At 68.7% G+C, this 21,491-nt stretch carries 17 protein-coding genes; 5 read left to right on the plus strand and 12 right to left on the minus strand.

Annotation, left to right across the window (positions count from 1 at the left end; genetic code table 11):
- Positions 1–38: 38 nt before the first annotated feature.
- The 10 genes from RCF13_RS07675 to baeS all read right to left on the minus strand — a co-directional run bounded on the left by RCF13_RS07675 (position 39) and on the right by baeS (position 10,640).
- Positions 39–1,352, minus strand: a complete 1,314-nt coding sequence (locus RCF13_RS07675; RefSeq protein ID WP_231352388.1) for a DUF58 domain-containing protein — start codon at positions 1,350–1,352, stop codon at positions 39–41.
- On the minus strand, positions 1,349–2,335 hold the full coding sequence (locus RCF13_RS07680; protein WP_061479013.1) for a MoxR family ATPase: 987 nt from the start codon (positions 2,333–2,335) through the stop codon (positions 1,349–1,351). The genes RCF13_RS07675 and RCF13_RS07680 overlap by 4 nt, the downstream gene beginning before the upstream one ends.
- Positions 2,332–3,516 carry a DUF4350 domain-containing protein gene (locus RCF13_RS07685; RefSeq protein ID WP_231352386.1) on the minus strand — a complete coding sequence of 395 codons (1,185 nt, stop codon included), beginning with the start codon at positions 3,514–3,516 and terminating at the stop codon, positions 2,332–2,334. Before RCF13_RS07685 ends, RCF13_RS07680 begins: the two co-directional genes overlap by 4 nt.
- Positions 3,513–5,129 carry a DUF4129 domain-containing protein gene (locus tag RCF13_RS07690; protein WP_231352384.1) on the minus strand — a complete coding sequence of 539 codons (1,617 nt, stop codon included), beginning with the start codon at positions 5,127–5,129 and terminating at the stop codon, positions 3,513–3,515. The genes RCF13_RS07685 and RCF13_RS07690 overlap by 4 nt, the downstream gene beginning before the upstream one ends.
- The gene (locus RCF13_RS07695) at positions 5,119–6,111 is read right to left on the minus strand and encodes a stage II sporulation protein M (RefSeq protein ID WP_065177881.1); all 993 of its coding nucleotides are present in this window, start codon (positions 6,109–6,111) and stop codon (positions 5,119–5,121) included. Before RCF13_RS07695 ends, RCF13_RS07690 begins: the two co-directional genes overlap by 11 nt.
- Entirely contained in the window at positions 6,108–6,797 is a 690-nt protein-coding gene (locus tag RCF13_RS07700) for an RDD family protein (protein ID WP_061479017.1), read from the minus strand. The genes RCF13_RS07695 and RCF13_RS07700 overlap by 4 nt, the downstream gene beginning before the upstream one ends.
- A 123-nt stretch (positions 6,798–6,920) precedes the next feature.
- Positions 6,921–7,451, minus strand: coding sequence for a gamma carbonic anhydrase family protein (locus tag RCF13_RS07705; protein ID WP_134969184.1), 531 nt, complete (start codon positions 7,449–7,451; stop codon positions 6,921–6,923).
- 142 nt (positions 7,452–7,593) lie between these two features.
- Positions 7,594–8,415, minus strand: a complete 822-nt coding sequence (locus RCF13_RS07710) for a nucleotidyltransferase domain-containing protein (protein ID WP_061479019.1) — start codon at positions 8,413–8,415, stop codon at positions 7,594–7,596.
- 147 nt (positions 8,416–8,562) lie between these two features.
- Positions 8,563–9,252 (minus strand): response regulator, encoded by a 690-nt coding sequence (locus RCF13_RS07715; RefSeq protein WP_134969183.1) that lies wholly within the window; start codon positions 9,250–9,252, stop codon positions 8,563–8,565.
- Positions 9,249–10,640: a sensor histidine kinase efflux regulator BaeS gene (gene baeS, locus RCF13_RS07720; protein WP_134969182.1), complete on the minus strand. Its 1,392-nt coding sequence runs from the start codon at positions 10,638–10,640 to the stop codon at positions 9,249–9,251. Before baeS ends, RCF13_RS07715 begins: the two co-directional genes overlap by 4 nt.
- A gap of 129 nt (positions 10,641–10,769) precedes the next feature.
- On the opposite strand from baeS, the gene smeA reads away from it, so the two are divergent.
- From smeA to smeC, 3 genes are read left to right on the plus strand one after another with little or no spacing between them, the layout of a single operon-like run.
- Entirely contained in the window at positions 10,770–11,966 is a 1,197-nt protein-coding gene (gene smeA, locus RCF13_RS07725; protein ID WP_231352382.1) for a multidrug efflux RND transporter periplasmic adaptor subunit SmeA, read from the plus strand.
- A gap of 12 nt (positions 11,967–11,978) precedes the next feature.
- On the plus strand, positions 11,979–15,128 hold the full coding sequence (smeB, locus tag RCF13_RS07730; RefSeq protein WP_231352381.1) for a multidrug efflux RND transporter permease subunit SmeB: 3,150 nt from the start codon (positions 11,979–11,981) through the stop codon (positions 15,126–15,128).
- Positions 15,125–16,540, plus strand: a complete 1,416-nt coding sequence (gene smeC, locus RCF13_RS07735; RefSeq protein ID WP_231352380.1) for a multidrug efflux transporter outer membrane subunit SmeC — start codon at positions 15,125–15,127, stop codon at positions 16,538–16,540. Before smeB ends, smeC begins: the two co-directional genes overlap by 4 nt.
- Positions 16,541–16,673: 133 nt before the next feature.
- Here the strand turns inward: smeC and mnmG are convergent, their stop codons facing one another.
- Both mnmG and RCF13_RS07745 read right to left on the minus strand, forming a co-directional pair.
- Positions 16,674–18,563, minus strand: coding sequence for a tRNA uridine-5-carboxymethylaminomethyl(34) synthesis enzyme MnmG (gene mnmG / locus RCF13_RS07740; RefSeq protein WP_231352379.1), 1,890 nt, complete (start codon positions 18,561–18,563; stop codon positions 16,674–16,676).
- Between the two features lie 587 nt (positions 18,564–19,150).
- Positions 19,151–19,642: a hypothetical protein gene (locus RCF13_RS07745; protein ID WP_049415731.1), complete on the minus strand. Its 492-nt coding sequence runs from the start codon at positions 19,640–19,642 to the stop codon at positions 19,151–19,153.
- Positions 19,643–19,802: 160 nt separating this feature from the next.
- On the opposite strand from RCF13_RS07745, the gene RCF13_RS07750 reads away from it, so the two are divergent.
- Both RCF13_RS07750 and RCF13_RS07755 read left to right on the plus strand, forming a co-directional pair.
- Positions 19,803–20,765 (plus strand): pyridoxal-phosphate dependent enzyme, encoded by a 963-nt coding sequence (locus RCF13_RS07750; RefSeq protein ID WP_069138789.1) that lies wholly within the window; start codon positions 19,803–19,805, stop codon positions 20,763–20,765.
- Entirely contained in the window at positions 20,762–21,394 is a 633-nt protein-coding gene (locus RCF13_RS07755; protein WP_005420132.1) for a YdcF family protein, read from the plus strand. The genes RCF13_RS07750 and RCF13_RS07755 overlap by 4 nt, the downstream gene beginning before the upstream one ends.
- The last annotated feature ends 97 nt before the right edge of the window (positions 21,395–21,491 follow it).

A 21,491-nucleotide genomic window follows, 5' to 3' on the forward strand; every position in this document is an offset into this window, starting at 1 on the left:
GACAACCCGATCCGTGTAGAGCCGAGCCCGCGCTCGGCTCAGAGCAGCCCTTCGCGCTTCACCGCCAGGTAGCGCTCCACCAGCGCGCCGGGCAGGGCGTCGGCGGTGACGTCCAGCACCATCACCTTCTCGCTGCGCAGCGCTTCGTGCGCCTTCGCGCGCTGCTGCAGGTACAGCGCGGCGGCACCGGCCTGGGTGGCGTCTTCCAGTGTCTGCACTTCGCCCTCCAGCACGCCGTCCAGCTCGCGCTCGCGCAGGCTGGCCACGCACACCAGGTGGCGCCGCTGCAGCAGGCGCACCGCCGCCAGCAGGTCTTCGATGTCTTCATCGCGCACGTTGCTGACCAGCATCACCAGCGCACGTCGCCGCTGGCGCAGCGATACCTCGGTGGCGGCGGCCAGGTAGTCGGTGGCCACCGCGCGTGGCTGCAGATCGTAGCTGGCGCGCAGCAGGTGCTCGACCGTGCCCATGCCGCGCTGCGGCGCGACCCAGCGGCGTTCGCCACCGGCAGCGAACAGGCCGGCGGCATCGCCCTGGCGCAGCGCCAGGTAGGCCACCACCAGCGAGGCATTCAAGGCATGGTCGAAGTGCGAGAGCCCGCCTTCGCTGGCCAGCATGCGCCGGCCACTGTCGAGCATCAGCAGCAACTGCTGGTTCTTCTCGTCCTGGTACTCGCGCGAGATCAGCTTGCGCGCACGCGCGGTGGCCTTCCAGTCCAGCTGGCGCAGGCTGTCGCCGACGCGATACTCGCGCATCTGGTGGAAGTCGGTGCCTTCACCACGGCGGCGCTTCACGTGTGCACCGACCAGCCGCGAGGCCTGGTCAGCACTGAACAACGCAAAGCGCGTGAGCGGGACGAAGTTCGGATAGACCCGCACGTCCAGTACGGGCGGCAGCGTGCGTTGCTGCCACCACAGGCGCCACGGCGAGCGCATGCGCAGGTGCACGCCTTCGAAGCGGAAGTGCCCGCGCTGCAGCGGCTGCAGGTGATAGTGCAGCGTGGAGGCGCTACCGGCCCGCAGGCGCACGCGCTGTGGCAGCGATTCCAGCGGCCAGCCGCCGGGGACCAGGTCGAACACCTGCACCGTCATCGCTTGCTCGGCCTGCAGCCGCAGCGCCGCCTCGCGGCGCACGCCCAGCGCCAGCGCTTCGGGCAGTTCGCGCTGTACCTGCGGCGACGGACGCCGCGATTGCCGCCACAGGTCGAACAGCGCAGGCAACGCGATGGCCGCCGCGGCCAGCGCCCAGCTCCAGCGCGGCAGCAACCCGCCCAGCACCAGGCCGCCCAGCACCAGGCCGCCCAGGGCGGCCCAGGCCAGCAGCAGCGCCAGCAGCAGCGGGGCAGGCCTCATCGGCGCGGTGCTTCCACCTTGGCCAGCAGTGCGCCCAGCACGTCGTCGGCGTCCTGGCCTTCGATCTGCAGCTCCGGGGCCAGTGCAATGCGGTGGCGCAGTGCCGGGCGAGCAATGTCGCGCACGTCGTCGGGCGTGACGAAGTCACGGCCGGCCAGCACCGCCTGCGCGCGCGAGGCACGCACCAGCGCGATGCTGCCGCGCGGGCCAGCGCCGACCGCGATGCCTGGCCACTGCCTCGTGGCCGCCACAATCCGCACCGCGTAGTCGATCACTTCGTCATCGACGGTGATCGCCGCGGTCGCACGCTGCAGTTCCAGCAGTTCGCCGGCACCGAGCACGCGTGGCACCTGGCTCAGGTCGAAATCGCTGGCGGCACGGCCACTGGTGATCGCGGTCACCATGCGCTTCTCGTCCTCCAGTTGCGGGTAGTCGATCAGCACCTTCAGCAGGAAGCGGTCCAGCTGTGCCTCTGGCAGCGGGTAGGTGCCTTCCTGCTCCAGCGGGTTCTGCGTGGCCAGCGCCATGAACGGCGGCGCCAGGGTGAACGCCTTGCCTTCGATGGTCACCTGGCCTTCCTGCATCACTTCCAGCAGTGCCGACTGGGTCTTGGCCGGCGCACGGTTGATCTCGTCGGCCAACAGCAGATTGGTGAACACCGGGCCACGGCGGATCCTGAAGCTCTCGCTCTTCGGGTCGTACACCGCATGGCCACTGACGTCGCTGGGCATCAGGTCGGGGGTGAACTGCACGCGGCCATAATCCAGCTCCAGCGCCTGCGCGAGTGCCCGCACCAGCAGGGTCTTGCCCAGCCCGGGCACGCCCTCGATCAGCACATGGCCACCGGCCAGCAGGGCCACCAGGATCTGGTCCAGTACGTCGGCCTGGCCAATGAAGGCGTGGCCGACGGCATCGCGGATGGCATCGACGCGTTCGATCAGGCGGGCGTTGGCGGCCGCCGGCAGCTCGGGGACTTCGGTCATAGCAGGGATCTCATCTGGAGCAGCAAGCGGATGCGCTCGCGCAGGGCGGAGGAATCGTGCGGCGGAGGCGGCGTGAGCGCGCTGGCAACGCGGCCTTGCGGCCACTTCAGCAGTTCGGCGATGGCCTGTTCGCGGGGGGCGCCCTCCAGTGCGGCAGCCACCGGTGCGCGCAGGCGCAGGCGATGCAGGAACAGGGCGAGCACGGCGTGGTACAGGCACGCGCCGTGGCCGAAGCGCAGCAGCAGCTCGCCGCTGGCACGCACGTGTTCCAGCAGCGAGCGGCGTTCCAGCACCGGCGACGGCAGGCGGCTGCCGAAGCGTTGCGAACGGCCCCACAGCCAGCCCAGCAGGGCCAGCAGCAGCGGCGCCCACACCGGCCAGCCCTGGTAGAACAGGCGCGCCCACAGCGACGGCGGGCGGCTGGCGTAGACCAGCCAGAAAGTGCCCTTGCCATAGTTCGGATCGAGCAGATAACGGGTCAGGTCGCGGTGCGAGAGATCGTGCAGGCCGTCGCTGGCCTTGCCCGCAGCCGATGCCAGGCGTGCTGCCGGCGAATCCACCTCGCCGCGCATGAACTCCATGTCGGCCAGCACGCTCACCTTGCCCTGCCCGTGGCGCAGTCGCGCGAACACCAGGTTGCGCTCGTTGCCCCAACGCCGTTCGGCTTGTGTACGGGCGGCAAAGCCCAGCGTGAAGCGGCGACCACCGCAGAACTCCACATGGCTGGGATCGTCGATGACGTGGAACGGCTGGCAGTCGCTCTGCTGGTACAGGCTGTCCACGCCGAGCTGGTCCAGCAGCGGTCCCTGCGTACTGCTGGCGTCGTCCTCTGCGGGTGGCGGCGTACGCACCAGCAGATGGCCACCACCATCGACCCAGGCCAGCAGGGCCCTGGCTGCCGGTGCCGGCAGTTCGCTGCTGTCCTGCAGCAGCACCACCGTATCGCGCGGTCCCAGCGCCATCTGCTGCAGGTCCAGTCGCGGCCGCGAGTGCACGTCGATGCCATCGGCGCGCAGTGCCTGGCCAAGCACGTACAGCGGGTTGTAGCCAGCTTCGCCCTGCGGCGGCAGCTGCACGGTCTCGGTCACCCGCTCATGCGTGCGCAGAAAGAGGATCGTCAGCGGTACGCCGAGCAGCACCAGCCCGCCCAGCAACAGCGACCAGAACAGGCGCGGGCTCATGCCAGCCACCCGTATTGCTGGCGCAGCGTGTCGGCCAGTGCATCGAAATCGGCGCGGCTGGGCAGGCGGCCACCGTAGGCGGCGTACTGCCACATGCGCACGATGCGCGCGAACAGGTCACGGTCGGTGGCATCGGGCATGCGCCGCGAGGCGCGAAGGCATTGCGCTTCGGTGGCACCGGGCGGAAGCGCGATGCCGCTGCGCTCGCCCACGGTGCGTACGCTGGCGCGGTACAGCAGGGCCAGCGCCTGACGCGGCCGGCCCTGGTCCCACAGCAGGCCGGCCTGGGTGGCCACGTCCGGCGGCAGCACGACCGGCAGCTCCACCTGTTCCTCCACCACCTGTGGTGCAGCCTCGGCCTTGCGCCGGCCACTGCCGCGCAGCCACGGCAGCCACAGACGGGCGGTCAACAACAGCACCAGCAGCAGGACGCCCAGCAGGCCCCACAGACCCCACTCGGCCAGGCGCGCCAGCCAGGCAATGCTGGCCTTGCGGTTGCTGCGCTCGCCCTTGTCGCTGCCGTCGCTCTGCAGCGCCTTGTCTTCCTTCTTTTTTTCCTCGGCCTGTTCGATCGGCTTCCAGCGCGTGACCTGGCGGGTCGGGCGCTGCAGCGGATCCTCATAGGCGCGGTTCACCGCCTGGCGGAAACCGGCGGTGTCCACCGGCGCCGCACCGAAGATCATCGCCGGCGTATTGGCCGGATCGTTGGCCGCAGTGGCGGGTTCTTCCGCACGGCCCTCGTCCTCTTCGGCATCGTCGGCCTGCCCAGCGACTGTCTGCGCGTCCTGCGCATGCACTGGCGCGGAGGCCAGCGGCAGGGCAAGGCACAGCAGCAGCGCCAGCGTCGATGCTGCCGGCAGCAGCCGCTCGCGCAGGCGGCGCAGGGCGATCTCCACGTCCCACGCTTCCATCTGCGTACGTCGGTTCAAGTACAGGCCGAAGCCGGCGCCGACATAGAACGGTCCGATCAGCACCGATGCCAGCCAGCACGCCAGGTTGAAGCCCAGCTGCGCCCAGGCAGGCGTGTCCTGGCCGATCATGTCCCATGCGGCACGCCATGATTCGGACATCAGCTCCAGTGGCATGAACATGAACACCGCGCCGATCGCGCCGGACACCAGCACCCCTTCAAAGGCCATGCAGGCCACGGTCAGCACAACGGCGGCGCCCGCGGCACCGGCCGCCACGGCGCGGCGGCGTGCACCGCGCTGGGCCGGCGCGTTGCCTTCCAGCAGGTTCACCGGCAGGCACAGGCTGCGCAGTACGCTGAAGCGGCGCCAGCCCAGGTAGCCCCAGAAGCCTGCATTGCCCCAGCTGCGCTGCGCACGCAGCGCTGCCAGCGCGCCCACCGGCTCACCGAAGATGCCGCGCGACAGCACGTACAGCGGTGCGCGCTCGAACAGCGGCTTGCACCACCACATTGCCAGCCAGGCCCAGCCGAACGCATCCAGCCACCAGCCCAACGCGTTGAAGATCACGAACAGCGGCGCACTGGCCAGCAGCCAGCTGCCCCACACCGCACGTGCGTGGCGGCGCGACAGGGCGCTGCCCAGCTCCATCGCTTCCCAGCCACTGCGCGCGCGCAGCGCCACGTCCAGGCGGTCAATGCGCATTGCCGCCTCCGCGCCCGCCGCGCCACAGCCACAGCAGCACGCCGGCCCACAGCACGCCGGCCACGCTGAACTTGCCCCACGCCGGCACTTCGGCAATCGACGACCAGAACGCTTCGATGAACGCGGCCACCAGCAGCATGAACGCCACGCCCAGGCACAGCCGGGCCCCGATGCGGCCGCCTTCGACCAGGGCATCCAGGCGGCTGCGCCGGCCGGGGGCCAGCAGTTTCATGCCCAGCTGCAGGCCGGCACCGCCGGCGATCACGATCGCGGTCAGCTCGAACGCACCATGGCCTGCGACGAAGCGCCAGAACGGATCGCCATGGCCGATGTGCTGCAGGTGGCCGGCCACTGAACCGATGATCACGCCGTTGAACAGCAGCACCAGCAGCGTGCCCAGGCCGGCCAGCAGGCCACTGGCGAAGGTACGCAGGGCGATGCTGATGTTGTTCAGGATGTAGTGGCCGAACATCATCCAGTCCGTGCCGCTGTCACGCCCGAGGCGTTCGGCCGCTGGATCGTACATGCGCTCCATCTCGGCGATCTGGCGGTTGTCCATCACCATGTGGATCAGGTCCGGGTAGAGCTGCGCCAGCACGAAGCAGGCCACCGCCGGCAGCGCGAACATCGCCAGTGCCACCCACATGCTGCGCGCCTGGCTGCGCACCAGCAGCGGGAAGTCGGCCACCAGGAATTCCAGTGCACCGCGCCAGCGCGTCGGCGGAGTGCGGTACAGCACACTGTGGCCCTGCTGCATCAACTGCTGCAGGCGCTGCACCAGCTGCGGGCTGTAGCCGCGCTCGCGGGCCAGTGCCAGCTGCTGGCACAGGCGCCGGTAGCGCTGCGGGAAGGCGGCGTCGTCCACTGCCAGCGCGCTGGCCTTGCGCCGCGTGCGGCGCGCAGCACCAGCACGCAGCAGCAGCCAGTGTTCCAGGTCCTGCCATTCCTGCTGGTAGCGGGCGACGAACTGTTCCTGCTTCATCGCCGCCCCAACAGCCAGTTGGCCATGGCATACAGGCGCAGTACGCCGACCTGGCCGTGGGTGCCGGTCAGCGGTTCGGCGATGCCGGCCAGTTCCTGCTGGCGGGCCGCCGACAGCCGTGGCGCGCGCTCGGCGAAGGCCATCAGCGCGGCCTGCTCTTCCGGTCGCAGCGGCTGCGGCGGGGCCAGCACGCTGTCGATGGTGGGCGGAGGCGGCAGGTACGGCACGGGCGCATGCACCACCACGGTGCCGGCCACCAGATCGCCCAGGCGACGGCCATGGGGATCGAACAGGCTGCTGATCAGGCCCAGTGCATAGCCGAACGGCAGCATGTCCACGGTGCGCAGCAGGTTGCGGGTGATGGCAGCCATCCAGCCTACCGGCGCGCCATCGCGCGCAAGCACGCGCAGGCCCAGCGCGCGCTTGCCGAGCGTACGGCCCCACAGCGCTTCGCAGACGATCGGGTAGGCCCAGTACACCAGGAACATCAGCACCAGGCCGAGCCCGGAGCCGAACGAATCCAGCAGTGCCAGTGGAATCGACATCACCACCAGTACCGCGATGCGCACGCCCAGATCCACCAGCCACGCCATCGCCCGTGGCACCGGGCCGGCTGCCGGCAGCTGCAGCGGCACACCCTCCGGCGTCACCACCTCGCGGTAGGTATCGAGCATCGGTGCGGCCATCAGTGCGATGGCCTTCGTTGTGGGCGCCGGAGTCCTCTCCGGCAGGCAGCCACAGGCATGGGGGTCTCGACAGGTCCTGGTCGGGCCCAGACTTTAGCAGAGCCGCATGGCGGCGTTGGCTGCTCAGCCCAGGTATTCGTCCTTCAGCCGCACGTAGTGGTCGGCCGAGTAGTGCAGCGACTCGATCTCCTTGTCGCTCAGCGTGCGGGCCGGGCGGGCCGGATTGCCCACCCACAGCTCGCCTTCGCCGACCACCTTGCCCGGGCCGACCACCGCACCGGCGCCGACGAAGCCATGGCGCTCGACGCGCGCACTGTCGAGGATGCAGGCGCCCATGCCGATCAGGCTGTAGTCGCCGATCGTGCAGGCATGGATGATGCAGCCGTGGCCGACGGTCACGCCTTCGCCGATCAGGGTCGGGTAGCCGGCCTTGTTGTAGGGGCTGTGGTGGCTGACGTGGATGATGGTGCCGTCCTGCACGTTGGTGCGCGCGCCGATGCGCACGTGATTGACATCACCGCGGATGATCGTGCCCGGCCACACCGATACGTCCTCGGCCAGCTCCACGTCACCGATGACGGTGCAGGCCGGATCGATGTACACGCGCTCGCCGAGGACGGGCATCTTGTCGCGGAAGGGGCGCAGCGGGGTCATCGGTGTCTCCGGAAATCAGGACGTTCGCGACGATGATACCCGTGTGGTAGTGCCGGCCGCTGGCTGGCAACGTCAATGGGCGTACCTGGAATTCTGGGGTTGCCGGCCAGCGGCCGGCACGACCGGAAGCAGCTGCGGCTCTTCATGCCGGCGCGTGCTTGGCCAGCACCTGCCGGAACAGCTCATCCAGCCACGCCGCATCACCGTGTCCAACGGGCAGCTGTGGCGCCTGCGCAGTCCGGGTGGCCAGCTCACGATCGATGAAATCGCTGATCGCCGCGATGCGTGGTCCGGCATTGACCTCGGCACTGGCGCGTTTCACTACCAGCAGGGCATCGATGGCTTCACGCACCGGGCCATGCGGCAGCAGTCGATCCAGCAGATCCTCGAAGGCCATCGGCGGAGGTGTCTGCTCGTGCTCGATCCACTGGCAGGCCAGCAGTGGGCGCAGCACGTACAGGTACTTCTTGGTGCGTACCATCTCGCCACGCAGGTACCCGCGATGGTTCGAGCGCGCCATGCTGAAGTAGTGCCACCACGTGCCCAGCGGCGAATAGAAGGACTTTGCGGCCTCCCACAACTGCGCCACGGCGGCGTCGTCCTGCCGGTACACGATCGGCGAACGCAGCCATTCGATCAGTGTCGGATTGGATTTTGAGACCAGCCGCAGTGCCTTGCGCAGGTCCCAGCCGCTGACGTCGAGCTCATCGTCGATCGGCAGTTCGATCACATCGCGCTGCGCTTCGCCGGGACCGGTGCTCTCGTTGACGCTGAGATACCACGGCTGGCGATGCACGTAGATGAAGCGTGCGTCGTAGTCGCTGTCCGGCGAAGAGAAGCCCCAGCCACGGCTGCCGGATTCGCAGGCCAGCAGCACACGCACATTGTGGCGCTGTTCGATGTCGGCGAGGCTGGAAAGAATGGCGGCGCGCTTGTCCGGCGCGATCGGGTGGATGTCGTCCATGCAGTTGTGTTCTTAATGTCGAGCGTTCTCGACTGTAGCGCAGGTCTGCATCGCTGCGCTCGCCGGGCATGGCCCGGCGCTACCAGAGGGTGACGTTCGTCGACGAGGCATGACGGGGTAGCGCCGGGCCAAGCCCGGCGAACGCGATCACGGTTCGTAGCTGTAGCCCATGCCATACACCGAACGGATCGGTTCGCCTTCCATGCCGGCGTCGGCCAGCTTGCGGCGCAGGTTGCGCACGTGGCTGTCGACGGTGCGGTCGACCACCACGCGATGGTCCAGATAGAGGCGGTCGAGCAGCTCGTCGCGCGCCCAGATCCGGCCCGGCGTGGCCAGCAGCGTGCGCAGCAGGCGGTATTCGACCGGGGTCAGGTCCAGGCCCTTGCCGTTCCAGGTGGCGCGGGCTGCCGGTTCGTCGATATGCAGCCCGCCGTTGGCCCGCGCAGCGGGGTCCGGGCGGTAGCGACGCAGCACCGCCATCACCCGTGCGACCACTTCGCGCGGACTGAACGGCTTGCAGATGTAGTCGTCGGCACCGATTTCCAGGCCCAGCAGGCGGTCGATCTCTTCCACCCGTGCGGTGACCATGATCACCGGCACATCGCTGCTGGCGCGCAGTTCGCGGCACAGGTCCACGCCATCGCGCTGCGGCAGCATCAGGTCCAGCAGCACCAGGTCGGGCTGGTAGCGCGCGAATGCGTCGATCACCTGGCCGCCATCGTCCACCCATTCGCTGGTCATCCCGGCGGCGGCCAGGTAGTCGCGCAGCACCGAGGCCAGGCGTGGCTCATCCTCGACGATCAGGATCTTCGCAGACGCGGCGGGGGACGGGCTCATGCAGGCTCCGGCAGGGTAATGACCACGCGCAGCCCGCCCAGCGGCGAGGGCTCGGCGTGGATGAGGCCGTGGTGGGCGAGGATGATGTTGTGGCTGATGGCCAGGCCCAGCCCGCTGCCGCCGCTGGCCCGGTTGCGCGAGCTCTCCACCCGGTAGAAGCGCTCGAACAGCAGCGCGCACTTGTCGGCCGGCACGCCTGGCGCGGTGTCTTCCACGATCAGCTGCACGCCGGCAGGCACGCGCGCTGCCTGCACGCGTACGCGGCCCCCGGCGTGGGTGTAGCGCAATGCGTTCTCCAGCAGATTGGCCAGCACCTGCTGCAGGCGCCGTTCGTCACCCGATACCTGCAGCGGTGTGGCGGGCAGGTCCTCCTCCAGTGCCAGCCCCGCCATGGAGAAGCGCACGCGCATGCCATTGAGCTCGCTGCGCAGCAGCGCCGCCAGGTCCAGCGGCGCGAAGCGGTAGGCCAGGCCGCCGGACTGGGTCATCGACAGGTCGTGCAGGTCGTCGATCAACTTGCCCAGTTGGCGGATCTCGCCCTGCAGGGCACCGAGGTTGGCGCGGTCCAGCGGGCGGATGCCGTCCTCGATGGCTTCCAGTTCGGCACGAACCACCGCCAGCGGCGTGCGCAGTTCGTGCGAGATGTCGGCGATGAAGGCACGGCGGTTGCGCTCGGTGTCGTCCAGCGCCTGCGCCATCCGGTTGAAGTCGTTGACCAGTGCATCCAGCTCGTCATCGCTGGTGCGCTCGATGCGGGTGGCGTAGTCGCCAGCGGCGAGCCGGTGGGTGGCCGCCGCCAGTTTGGCCAGGCGCTGGCGCAGCGCGCGCGATACCAGCCAGGCCAGCAGTACCGTCACCAGCAGCAGCGCGATGCCGATCACCCACCACGCGCGCACCTGGGTGTTGTAGAAGTTCAGGTCGTTGGTGGCGATGACGGTCTGGAACGGCACCATGCCCAGCCAGCCGACCGTGTGCCCGTCCACCTGCACGGCGTGCGGCTCGTCGTCGCTGGTGGCATCCGGGTTGCCGGCTACGAACCGATGCTGTGCATCGAACAGGCCCAGGCGGGAGGGAACGCCGGTCTGGTCGGACAGCGGTGGCACGGGCCCCTCGTGCCCATGGGCCAGGTCCGGGCGCAGCAGCCGCGCCCAGCGGTCACTGTCGCCGCGCAGATGCTCCCAGCCGCCGTGCGCGCTGTACTCGCGCTGCAGGTGCGGCATCACCCGCTGCATGCGCAGATCGCCCTGGTCATTGAGGTAGTCCAGGAAGCCGGTCTGGAACGCCACGCGGCTGGCAATGCCGTTCACTGCCAGCACCAGCAGGCAGGCGGTGAAGATCGCGAGGAAGGTCTTCGCGGTCAGGCCGAATTTGAGTCGAATCTTCGCCATCGCCGGGCCATTAGCGGCGCATGCGGCGCCGAAAGCAAGCGCCCGCTGAGCCGGTCGCACAATCTCCATATTCTCTGCACAGTTCCACGGCAGCGTGCACGGGTCAACGCAAGGCCCCCACGCCCCCTCATGTCACTCCTGCGCCCGCTGTCCCGTTCTCCCCGTCCGCTGTTGCTGCCCCTGCTGCTGGCCCTTGCGGCCTGCTCGGCGGGCAGGTCCGAGGCCCCGGCCATCCCTGAAGTGGGCGTCATCACTGCCAGCGCACAGCCGCTGGCGCTGCAGCAGATCCTGCCCGGTCGCGCCGTACCGTTCGAGGTGTCCGAGGTGCGCCCGCAGATCGGCGGCCTGGTCCGCCAGCGGTTGTTCACCGAAGGCCAGCAGGTCAGCGCCGGCCAGGTGCTGTACCAGATCGACCCGGCGCCGTACCAGGCCGCCTTCGATACCGCGCGTGGCCAGCTGGCGCAGGCCGAGGCCACTGTGTTGTCGGCGCAGCCGAAGGCCGAGCGCACCCGCACGCTGCTGGGCATGGATGCAGCGAGCAAGCAGGACGCCGACGATGCCACCTCGGCGCTGAAGCAGGCACAGGCGAACGTGATCGCCGCGCGCGCCGCATTGCAGGCCGCGCGCATCAACCTTGACTACACCCGGGTGACTGCACCGATCGCGGGCCGCATCGGCACCTCCAGCGTTACCGCCGGCGCGCTGGTTACCGCCGGCCAGGACGCGGCGCTGGCGACCATCCAGCGGTTGGATCCGGTGTACCTGGATGTCACCCAGTCCAGCACGCAGATGCTGGCGCTGCGCAGGCAGCTCGATGCCGGCCTGGTGAAAGCCATCGACGGCAAGGCACAGGTGAAGGTGCTGCTGGAGGACGGCAGCACGTATGCGCATGAAGGAACCCTGGAGTTCGTCGGCAGCGCAGTCGACCCGGGCACCGGCAACGTGGTGCTGCGCGCGGTCATTCCGAACCCGGAGGGCCTGCTGCTGCCGGGCATGTACCTGAAGGCGGTGCTGCCGATGGCCACCGATGCGCGCGCCCTGCTGGTGCCGCAGAAGGCGGTGCTGCGCAATGAACGTGGCGAGCCGTTGCTGCGCCTGCTCGACGCCAAGGATCATGTGGTCGAGCGCCGGGTCAGCACCGGCCAGGTGGTCGGCAACCAGTGGCAGATCACCGATGGTCTCAAGACCGGCGAACGGGTGATCGTCAGCAACGGCAGTGCGGTATCACTGGGCCAGCAGGTGAAGGCGGTGGCGGCCACCACGGCGCAGCTGGCGGCGATGCCGGCGATCGACCCGAACGGCAACACTGACGAAAAGTCGCACTGAGGCCTGCCGCGCATGGTTCGTTTCTTCATCGACCGGCCGATCTTCGCCTGGGTGATCGCCATTGCGGTCAGCCTGCTCGGCCTGCTCGCGATCCTGATCCTGCCGGTGGACCGCTACCCGCAGATCGCCCCGCCCACCATCACCATCCGTGCCACCTACACCGGTGCCTCGTCGCAGACCGTGGAAAATGCGGTCACCCAGGTCATCGAGCAGTCGCAGCAGAGCCTCGATCACCTGATGTACATGACCTCGACCAGTGCCTCCGACGGCTCGGCGCAGGTCAACCTGGTGTTCGCCACCGGCACCAATCCGGACACCGCGCAGGTGCAGGTGCAGAACCAGCTGCAGGCGGCCATGGCCACGCTGCCGCAGGCGGTGCAGCAGAACGGCCTGACCATCACCAAGTCCAGTGGTTCGATCTTCGAGGTGCTGTCGTTCACCAGCGAAGACGGCAGCATGGACAACTTCGATGTCGCCAACTTCATGGAAGCGCGCATCGATGACCAGATCAGCCGCGTCAGCGGTGTCGGCAACATCCAGCCGATCGGCCAGGAGTACGCCATGCGCATCTGGCTGGACCCGGAGAAGATGCGCCAGTACGCGCTGATGCCGTCGGACATCGAGACCGCGCTGCAGGCACAGAACACCGACGTCTCGGCCGGTGAACTCGGCGGCCAGCCGGCGCTGAAGGGCCAGCAGCTCGACGCCACGGTGACCGCGCGCAGCCGCCTGCACACGCCCGAACAGTTCGCGCAGGTGGTGCTGAAGGCCGATGCCAACGGCAGCGTGGTGCATCTGGGTGAGGTGGCGAAGATCGGCCTGGGCCCGGAGAGCTACGACAGCATCAGCACCTTCAACGGCAAGCCGTCTGCATCGCTGGGTATCGAACTCAATGCCGGTGCCAACGCCATCGCCGTGTCCAAGGCCATCGATGCACGGCTTCAGCAGCTGCAGAAGTACTGGCCGCATGGCTACACCGCCCACGTGGCGTTCACCACCACGCCGTTCGTGACCATCTCGCTGAAGGAAGTGGTGATCACCCTGATCGAGGCGATCATCCTGGTGGTGCTGGTGATGTACCTGTTCCTGCAGAACTGGCGCGCCACCCTGATCCCGACCATCGCAGTGCCGGTGGTGCTGCTGGGTACGTTCGGCGTGTTGGCGGCATTTGGCTATTCGATCAACACGCTGACCATGTTCGCACTGGTGCTGGCCATCGGCCTGCTGGTGGACGATGCCATCGTGGTGGTGGAGAACGTGGAGCGGGTGATGACCTTCGAAGGGCTGGCGCCGAAGCCGGCCACGCTGAAGGCGATGGGCCAGATCACCGGCGCGCTGGTGGGCATCGTGCTGGTGCTGACCGCGGTGTTCCTGCCGATGGCGTTCTTCAGCGGTGTCACCGGCGTGATCTATCGCCAGTTCTCGGTGACGATTGCCGCCGCGATGGTCCTGTCGGTGCTGGTGGCGATGACCATCACCCCGGCGCTGTGCGGCAGCATCCTGCACCCGATTCCCAAGGGCGGCCATCCGCATGGCGACCACGGCGGCGAGCCGAGCCTGCTGGGCAAGTTCTTCATCTGGTTCAACCACCGTTTCGAGCGCACGTCCAACGACCTGCGTCGCCGGGTGGATGGCTTCCTTGGCCGGCGCACGCTGGGCGTACTGTTCTACCTGGCGCTGAGCGTGGCCACCGGCCTGCTGCTGTGGCACCTGCCCGGCGCGTTCCTGCCCGACGAGGACCAGGGCATGCTCAACGCGCTGGTGAAGCTGCCGGCCGGTGCCACCCTAGAGCAGACCCGCGCGGTGATGGATCGCCTGAGTGCCGCTGCGGTGAAGGACGACGGCGTGCTGTCGATCCAGGCCACCGCCGGTTTCAGTGTCACCGGCAGCGGCCAGAACGTCGGCCAGGCCTTCATCCGCCTGAAGGACTGGGATGACCGCAAGGATGACGCCGACACCATTGCCGCGCGGTTGACCGCGGCCATGGCCAGCGTGCCCGATGCGCAGGTGTTCATCACCTCGCCACCGGCCATCCTTGGCCTGGGCGATGCGGGCGGTTTCACCCTGGAACTGCAGGACGAAGGCGGCGCCGGCCATGCCGCCGCCGTGGCCGCGCGCAACACGCTGCTTAAGGAGGCCGCCAGGGATCCGAAGCTGGTCAACGTGCGCTACGCCAGCCTGGAAGACGCGCCGGTGTATGCAGTGAAGGTGGACGACGCCAAGGCGCAGGCGATGGGCGTGAATCCGCAGGACATCAATGACACCTTGAATGCGGCCTTGGGTGGCGACTTCGTCAACAACTTCATCTACAAGGGCCGCATCAAGAAGGTGTTCATCCAGGGCACGGCCGAAGCGCGCATGCAGCCGCAGGACATCGAGCGCTGGAGCGTGCGCAACCAGGTTGGGCAGATGGTGCCGCTGTCGTCGCTGGTCAGCGCGCACTGGTCCAGCGCGCCGGCCGCGCTGCAACGCTACAACGGCATCTCGGCGATGGAGATCACCGGCCAGCCCGCGCCCGGCGTCAGTTCCGGCGAGGCGATGGCCGAGATCGCGCGCCTGGCCGACAAACTGCCGGAAGGCTTCAGCCATGCCTGGTCGGACATGGCCTACCAGGAACAGCTGTCGGGCAACCAGGCGCCAATGCTGTACGCCATCTCGCTGCTGTTCGTGTTCCTGTGCCTGGCCGCGCTGTATGAAAGCTGGGCGGTGCCGCTCGCGGTGATGCTGGCGGTGCCGGTGGGCGTGTTTGGTGCGGTGCTGATGATGAACCTGCGTGGCCTCAACAATGACGTGTACTTCCAGGTCGGCCTGCTGACCACGATTGGCCTGGCGGCCAAGAACGGCATCCTGATCGTCGAGTTCGCGCGCATCCTTGAACAGCAGGGCAGGAACACCCGCGAGGCGATCCTGCAGGCCGTCTATCTGCGCCTGCGGCCGATCGTGATGACCTCGCTGGCGTTCCTGATGGGCGTGCTGCCGCTGGTGTTCGCCACCGGCGCCGGCTCGGCCGCGCGCCGCTCGCTGGGTACCGGCGTGGCCGGCGGCACGGTCGCCTCGATGGTGCTGGGCATGTTCTTCGTGCCGTTGTTCTACCTGCTGGTGCGCCGCCTGTTCCCGGGCCGCGCGCCGGCCCACGCCGCGGCCCCGGAGGCAAGCCCATGAAGCCGATGCTGCTGCGCGCCCTGGCGGCCGCAATGATCACCACGGTGCTGGGTGGTTGCGTGAGCATGGCGCCGCATTACCAGCGGCCCGAGGCACCGGTGCCGGCACAATTCGGCAATGCCGCCACGGGCGAGGCCGAGCCAGCACTGGCGGCGCCAGCCTGGCGCGAAGTCTTCCTCGAGCCGCGCCTGCAGCAGGTGATCGCGCTGGCGCTGCAGAACAACCGCGACCTGCGCGTGGCCATGCTGCAGGTGGAGAAGGAACGTGCGCAGTACCGCATCCAGCGCGCGGCGCTGCTGCCGTCGGTGGATGCCAGCGGCAGTGTCACCCGCTTGCGGGTGAGTGATGCCAACAGCGAGACCGGTGCCACCCAGGTGACTGAATCCAATGCCGTACAGGTGGGTATCAGCAGTTGGGAACTGGATCTGTTCGGACGCATCCGCAGCCTGAAGAACGAGGCCCTGCAGAACTGGCTGGCCAGCGCCGAGAACCAGCGCGCCGCGCGTACCAGCCTGGTGGCCGAAGTGGCCACGGCGTGGCTGGCGCTGGCAGCGGACGAGCAGTCACTGGCGTTCACCCGGCAGACCCTGGACAGCCAGCAGCAGACCCTGCAGCGCACCGAGGCCCGCCACGCCCAAGGCCTGGCCTCGGGCCTGGACCTGTCGCAGGTACAGACCAGCGTCGAAGCCGCGCGCGGTGCGCTGGCCAAGCTGCAGACGCAGCAGGCGCAGGATCGCGATGCATTGCAGTTGCTGGTGGGAGCGCCGCTGGATGCGGCCCTGCTGCCAACCGCGCAGGCGCTGGATGGCAGCGTGACACTGGCGCCGCTGCCGGCCAACCTGCCGTCCAGCGTGCTGCTGCAGCGCCCGGACGTGTTGTCCGCCGAACACGCACTACAGGCGGCCAATGCCGATATCGGTGCCGCGCGCGCCGCATTCTTCCCGACGCTGACCTTGACCGCCAACTACGGCCACAGCTCCACCGCGTTGTCGACGCTGTTCTCGGCCGGCACCCGTGGCTGGTCGTTCGCGCCCAGCATCACCGCGCCGATCTTCCACGCCGGTGCGCTGAAGGCCTCGCTGGATGCCTCGAAGATCGGCAAGGACATCGGCATTGCGCAGTACGAGAAAGCGATCCAGCAGGCCTTCAGTGAAGTAGCCGATGCGCTGGCCACGCGCGATCACCTGACCGTGCAGATGGACGCACAGCGCGCGCTGGTGGCCGCCAGCCAGCGCAGCTACACGCTGGCCGATGCGCGTTACCGCACCGGGCTGGACGGCTATCTGCAGGCACTGGATGCGCAGCGCAGCCTGTTTGCCGCACAGCAGGACCTGATCGCGCTGCAGCAGCAGGAAGCGGGAAACCGGGTGACGTTGTTCAAGGTGCTGGGCGGCGGGGCCGACGCACGGTAGCGCGTTCGCCAAGGTGGGTGCGTGTTCCGCTCCGGTGGGTGCCGACCTTGGTCGGCACACATGCACGGAGCATCGCTATCGGATGATTCGTGCCGGCCAAGGCCTGTACCCACCAGCAGCGAAAGGTCCCGCGTTACGCCACGCGGCCGCGGCGCGCGCGCTCCAGGTGCACCAGCAGCAGTGAGATCGCTGCCGGGGTCATGCCCGGGATACGCTGCGCCTGGCCGATGGTCTGCGGGCGCACCCGCTCCAGTTTCTGCAGTGCTTCGGCCGACAGCCCGCGCACGGTCGCGTAGTCGAACGCCTCGGCGATCGGCGTGGCCTCATGCCGCTGCTGGCGCTCGATCTCCTCGCGCTGGCGGTCCAGGTAGCCGGCGTACTTCACGCCGATCTCCACCTGCTCGGCCACCTTGGCGTCGGCCACGGCCGGCCCCAGCGATGGCACCTGCATCAGCTGCGCGTAATCCAGCTCGGGGCGCTTGATCAGGTCCAGCACGTTGGTCTCGCGGCTGACCGCCACGCCCAGCGTGTCCTGCACTTCGCGGCCCAGCGCATTGGCCGGGGTTGCCCACAGCGCGCCCAGGCGTGCGCGCTCGGCAGCAACAGCGGCCTGCTTCGTCTCGAACGCACCCCAGCGACGATCATCCACCAGGCCCATCTCGCGGCCGGTCGGGGTCAGGCGCTGGTCCGCATTGTCCTCGCGCAGCTGCAGCCGGTACTCGGCGCGGCTGGTGAACATGCGGTACGGCTCGTTGGTGCCGTGGGTGATCAGGTCATCCACCAGCACGCCCAGGTAGGCCTCGTCGCGGCGCGGGCACCAACCGTCCAGCCCACGCACCTGGCGTGCGGCGTTGAGGCCGGCCAGCAGGCCCTGCGCGGCGGCCTCCTCATAGCCGGTGGTGCCGTTGATCTGGCCGGCGAAGAACAGGCCGTTGACCAGCTTGGTCTCCAGCGAAGCCTTCAGCCCGCGCGGATCGAAGAAGTCGTACTCGATGGCGTAGCCCGGGCGGGTGATGTGCGCGTTCTCGAAGCCACGGATGCTGCGCACCATCTCCAGCTGCACGTCGAACGGCAGCGAGGTGGAAATGCCGTTGGGGTAGATCTCGACGATGCCCAGGCCTTCGGGTTCGACGAAGATCTGGTGGCTGGCCTTTTCGGCGAAGCGCACCACCTTGTCTTCGATGGACGGGCAGTAGCGCGGGCCGATGCCTTCGATCTGGCCGCTGTACAGCGGCGAGCGGTGCAGCGCGTCGCGGATGATCTGGTGGGTCTGCTCGGTGGTGTGGGTGATCCAGCAGCTGACCTGCTGCGGATGCTCGTCCACCGAGCCGAGGAAGGACATCACCGGCCGCGGCGAATCACCAGGCTGCTCGTCCATCACGCTGTAGTCCAGCGAGCGGCCATCGATGCGCGGCGGCGTGCCGGTCTTCAGGCGGTCGACCTGGAACGGACGCTCGCGCAGGCGCGCCGCCAGCGTGGTGGCCGGCGGGTCGCCCATGCGGCCGGCGGCGTACTGGGTCGGGCCGACATGGATCTTGCCGGCCAGGAAGGTGCCGGCGGTCAGCACCACGGCCTCGGCATCGAAACGCAGGCCGGTCTGGGTAATGACGCCGCGCACGGCGTCGCCTTCAATGACCAGGTCATCGACGGCGGCCTGGAACACGGTCAGGTTGGCCTGGCCTTCGACGATGGCGCGGATCGCCATGCGATACAGGTTGCGGTCGGCCTGGCAGCGGGTGGCGCGTACGGCCGGGCCCTTGGAGGCGTTGAGCGTGCGCCACTGGATGCCGGCGCGGTCGGCGGCATGCGCCATCGCACCGCCCAGGGCGTCGATTTCCTTGACCAGATGGCCCTTGCCGATGCCGCCGATGGCCGGGTTGCAGCTCATCGCGCCCACTGTTTCGATGTTGTGGGTCAGCAGCAGGGTGCGCACGCCGGTACGGGCCGCGGCCAGCGCGGCTTCGGTGCCGGCGTGGCCACCGCCGATGACGATGACGTCGTAACGATGGAAGGACGGGTTCATGGGGCTGTTCAGCTGGGGGCGGGCGCGGCCGGGGCGGCACCGGGGTGGCGATTTTAGCGCCATTCGGGGCTGGGACGTCGGCGCCGGCCGGCTCCCGTCGAAATCAGCCCTAAAGTTGGCAGGATTTTTGCAGATAACCCAATAGCACCCACCGTGGCTGGCGCCGCAGGCGCCCGTGACCGGAATTGGAACAGGGGCCGGTACAGGCGCACGGTGGGGGAGCAGGGGGCCGGCAGTCGGGGGACTGCCCGGCCCTGTTTTTTTCTGGAGGCTATCGGGAGAGCTCCATCCACGCATGGTGTGGATCTACTGATGACGGGCCTTGGGTAGATCCACGCCATGCGTGGATGCCGTGGCGGCGGCACCAGAACAACGTGCCCCAAAAACAAACGGCCCCGCACTGCGGGGCCGTCTGCCTTCAGAGGTGCCGACATCCGACAGGGCCGGAACAGGGGGGATCCAGATGTTCCTGTCGGATATCGGCGTAGAGCTTTTTGCGGCGGCCCGTGTCGTTTTTGTCACTTTGTGACGCGGGCCGTCACTGGCCCCGTAGAGTGCGGCTTGGACCGTGTGAAATGCAAGACGGTTCAACGCTCAACTGTGCGCTGCGTCCCACGATCCATGTTGCGCCAGGGGGAACCGTTCATTCTTGGCGCACTCGGCGCCGGAGCCGGACGGGCCGGCGGCGGGGGCGCAGAGGGCTGGATGTTCGATTGCGGCGGCCGGCGCATCGAGTCCATGTTCCGCCACGGCGAACCGCCGTTGTACGACGGCCGCGAAGGCGGTGGCGGGCGGTTCTCGCCGCCGTTGCCGGGTGGGCGCGGTGGCGGGCGGTGGTTGTGCGGCGGGCGGTAGATCGGGCGCGAGTAATACGGATTGCCATAGCCGCCGTAGTAGCCGCCATAGCCGCCGTAGTACGGGTAGCCGTAGTTGTAGGGATAGCCGGCGGGGTAGCGGTACTCCACCGACGGCGCACCGTGGTAGTAGCTGCCGCTGCGGCCACCGCCGACATAGTCGTAGGTGGTGCAGCCGGTCAGGGCCAGCATCAGGCCACCGGCAAGCATCAGGCGCGTTTTCATGGTGGGTCCCCCCAGAGGACGGGTTGTACAGGGAGCTTCATGCGCAGGCGTTGAATCGGCCCTTAACTTCACTGTCCAGGATGAATGGAGGTGAAGGCTGCCATGCTGGCATGACCTGTGCCGGGGTCGCCAGCAGGGAGCCATACGTTAATCTTGCGTCATGAGCGATTCACTGTTGCCCCGTGCCGATGATGTCCTGGCTGCCGCTGCGCGGATCGCGCCGCACGCCAGCGTGACCCCGGTGCTGCGCTCGCGCACGCTCGATGCGCTGGCCGGCGCGCAGCTGGCGTTCAAGGCCGAGCATCTGCAGCGCGGTGGCGCATTCAAGTTCCGCGGCGCCTGCAATGCGGTGTGGTCGCTGGATGCCGATCGCGCCGGCGCCGGCGTGGTCACCCATTCCTCCGGCAACCACGGCGCCGCCCTGGCCCTGGCCGCGCGCACCCGTGGCATTCCCTGCCACGTGGTGGTGCCCGAAGGTGCAGTGGCAGCCAAGCTGGCCAACATCGCCCGCCATGGCGCCACGCTCTGGCGCTGCCCGCCGACCATCGCCGACCGCGAGGCCACCTGCGCCAAAGTACAGGCTGATACCGGCGCGACCCTGGTCCATCCCTATGCGGACCCGGCGGTGATGGCCGGGCAGGGCACCGCAGCACTGGAGCTGCTGCACAGCGACGGCCCGTTCGACGTGCTGGTGGTACCGGTGGGCGGCGGTGGCCTGGCCAGCGGTACCGCGCGGGCCCTGCAGCTCGCCAGCCCGCAGACCCGGCTGGTGCTGGCCGAGCCGGCCGGCGCGGACGACACCGCGCGCTCGTTGGCCGCTGGCGAGCGCCAGGGGCCGTTCACCCCGGACACGATCTGCGACGGTCTGCGCACCCTGATCGGCGCGCCCAACTTCGAGCTGCTGCGCGCGGCCAACGCCGAGGTGATCGTGGTCGATGACGCGGCGACGATGGCGGCGATGCGCTTGCTGTGGGAGGTCCTCAAGCAGGTGGTCGAGCCGTCATCGGCGACCGTGCTCGCCGCGGTGCTGGCGCAGCCGCAGCGTTTTGCCGGCCTGCGCGTGGGCCTGGTGCTGTCCGGCGGCAACGTCGACCTGCCCGCACTGCGCTGGGGGGCGCCGTGAGCCGCGACCGGCACCGGCATCGCACTGGCCTGCTGGGCTGGCTGTGGCGGTTGTTCGTCCTGCTGGTGATCTGGCTGCTGGGCGTGACTGCCTGGATCGTCTGGGTCGGCGAGCGTGACCAGGCGGCCAAGGCCGACGCCATCATCGTGCTCGGTGCGGCGGCCTATGACGCCAAGCCGTCGCCGGTATTCGAAGAACGCATCCGTCATGGGCTGGATCTCTATGAGGCCCAGTTCGCGCCACTGCTGATCTTCACCGGCGGCTATGGTGGTACCGGCGCGCGCTTTTCCGAGTCACAGGTGGCGCGGCGCTATGCGCTCAAGCACGGCGTGCCGGACGATGCGATCCTGATCGAGACTGCCTCGCGCAACACCGTGCAGAACCTGGTGGAAGCCAAGCGGCTGATGGACCAGCGCAACCTGCACCGGGTGATCATCGTCAGCGACCCGCTGCACATGGCGCGCGCGCTGCGCCTGAGCAAGGCGCTGGGCATCGATGCACTGGCCTCGTCCACGCCCAGCACGCGCTTCCGCAGCTTCCACACCAGCTGGCGCTTCCTGGTGCAGGAAATCTACTTCTTCCACCGCGACCTGGTGCGGCCGCCGCTGAGTTCGCCGGCCAATACCTGAGCGGCTGCCGCGCCGCTGCGCTCGCCGGGCATGGCCCGGCGCTACCATTGGTGCACCCGGCGCGGCCCCTATCGCGCGCCCGGTAGCGCCGGGCCAT

The organism is Stenotrophomonas maltophilia group sp. RNC7 (assembly GCF_030910085.1).
Taxonomy (GTDB): domain Bacteria; phylum Pseudomonadota; class Gammaproteobacteria; order Xanthomonadales; family Xanthomonadaceae; genus Stenotrophomonas; species Stenotrophomonas sepilia.

Bases quoted from the DNA above. Each gene is read 5' to 3' on its own strand.
- RCF13_RS07675 (WP_231352388.1), bottom strand. From the start codon at position 1,352: ATGAGGCCTGCCCCGCTGCTGCTGGCGCTGCTGCTGGCCTGGGCCGCC.
- RCF13_RS07680 (WP_061479013.1), bottom strand. From the start codon at position 2,335: ATGACCGAAGTCCCCGAGCTGCCGGCGGCCGCCAACGCCCGCCTGATC.
- RCF13_RS07685 (WP_231352386.1), bottom strand. From the start codon at position 3,516: ATGAGCCCGCGCCTGTTCTGGTCGCTGTTGCTGGGCGGGCTGGTGCTG.
- RCF13_RS07690 (WP_231352384.1), bottom strand. From the start codon at position 5,129: ATGCGCATTGACCGCCTGGACGTGGCGCTGCGCGCGCGCAGTGGCTGG.
- RCF13_RS07695 (WP_065177881.1), bottom strand. From the start codon at position 6,111: ATGAAGCAGGAACAGTTCGTCGCCCGCTACCAGCAGGAATGGCAGGAC.
- RCF13_RS07700 (WP_061479017.1), bottom strand. From the start codon at position 6,797: ATGGCCGCACCGATGCTCGATACCTACCGCGAGGTGGTGACGCCGGAG.
- RCF13_RS07705 (WP_134969184.1), bottom strand. From the start codon at position 7,451: ATGACCCCGCTGCGCCCCTTCCGCGACAAGATGCCCGTCCTCGGCGAG.
- RCF13_RS07710 (WP_061479019.1), bottom strand. From the start codon at position 8,415: ATGGACGACATCCACCCGATCGCGCCGGACAAGCGCGCCGCCATTCTT.
- RCF13_RS07715 (WP_134969183.1), bottom strand. From the start codon at position 9,252: ATGAGCCCGTCCCCCGCCGCGTCTGCGAAGATCCTGATCGTCGAGGAT.
- baeS (WP_134969182.1), bottom strand. From the start codon at position 10,640: ATGGCGAAGATTCGACTCAAATTCGGCCTGACCGCGAAGACCTTCCTC.
- smeA (WP_231352382.1), top strand. From the start codon at position 10,770: ATGTCACTCCTGCGCCCGCTGTCCCGTTCTCCCCGTCCGCTGTTGCTG.
- smeB (WP_231352381.1), top strand. From the start codon at position 11,979: ATGGTTCGTTTCTTCATCGACCGGCCGATCTTCGCCTGGGTGATCGCC.
- smeC (WP_231352380.1), top strand. From the start codon at position 15,125: ATGAAGCCGATGCTGCTGCGCGCCCTGGCGGCCGCAATGATCACCACG.
- mnmG (WP_231352379.1), bottom strand. From the start codon at position 18,563: ATGAACCCGTCCTTCCATCGTTACGACGTCATCGTCATCGGCGGTGGC.
- RCF13_RS07745 (WP_049415731.1), bottom strand. From the start codon at position 19,642: ATGAAAACGCGCCTGATGCTTGCCGGTGGCCTGATGCTGGCCCTGACC.
- RCF13_RS07750 (WP_069138789.1), top strand. From the start codon at position 19,803: ATGAGCGATTCACTGTTGCCCCGTGCCGATGATGTCCTGGCTGCCGCT.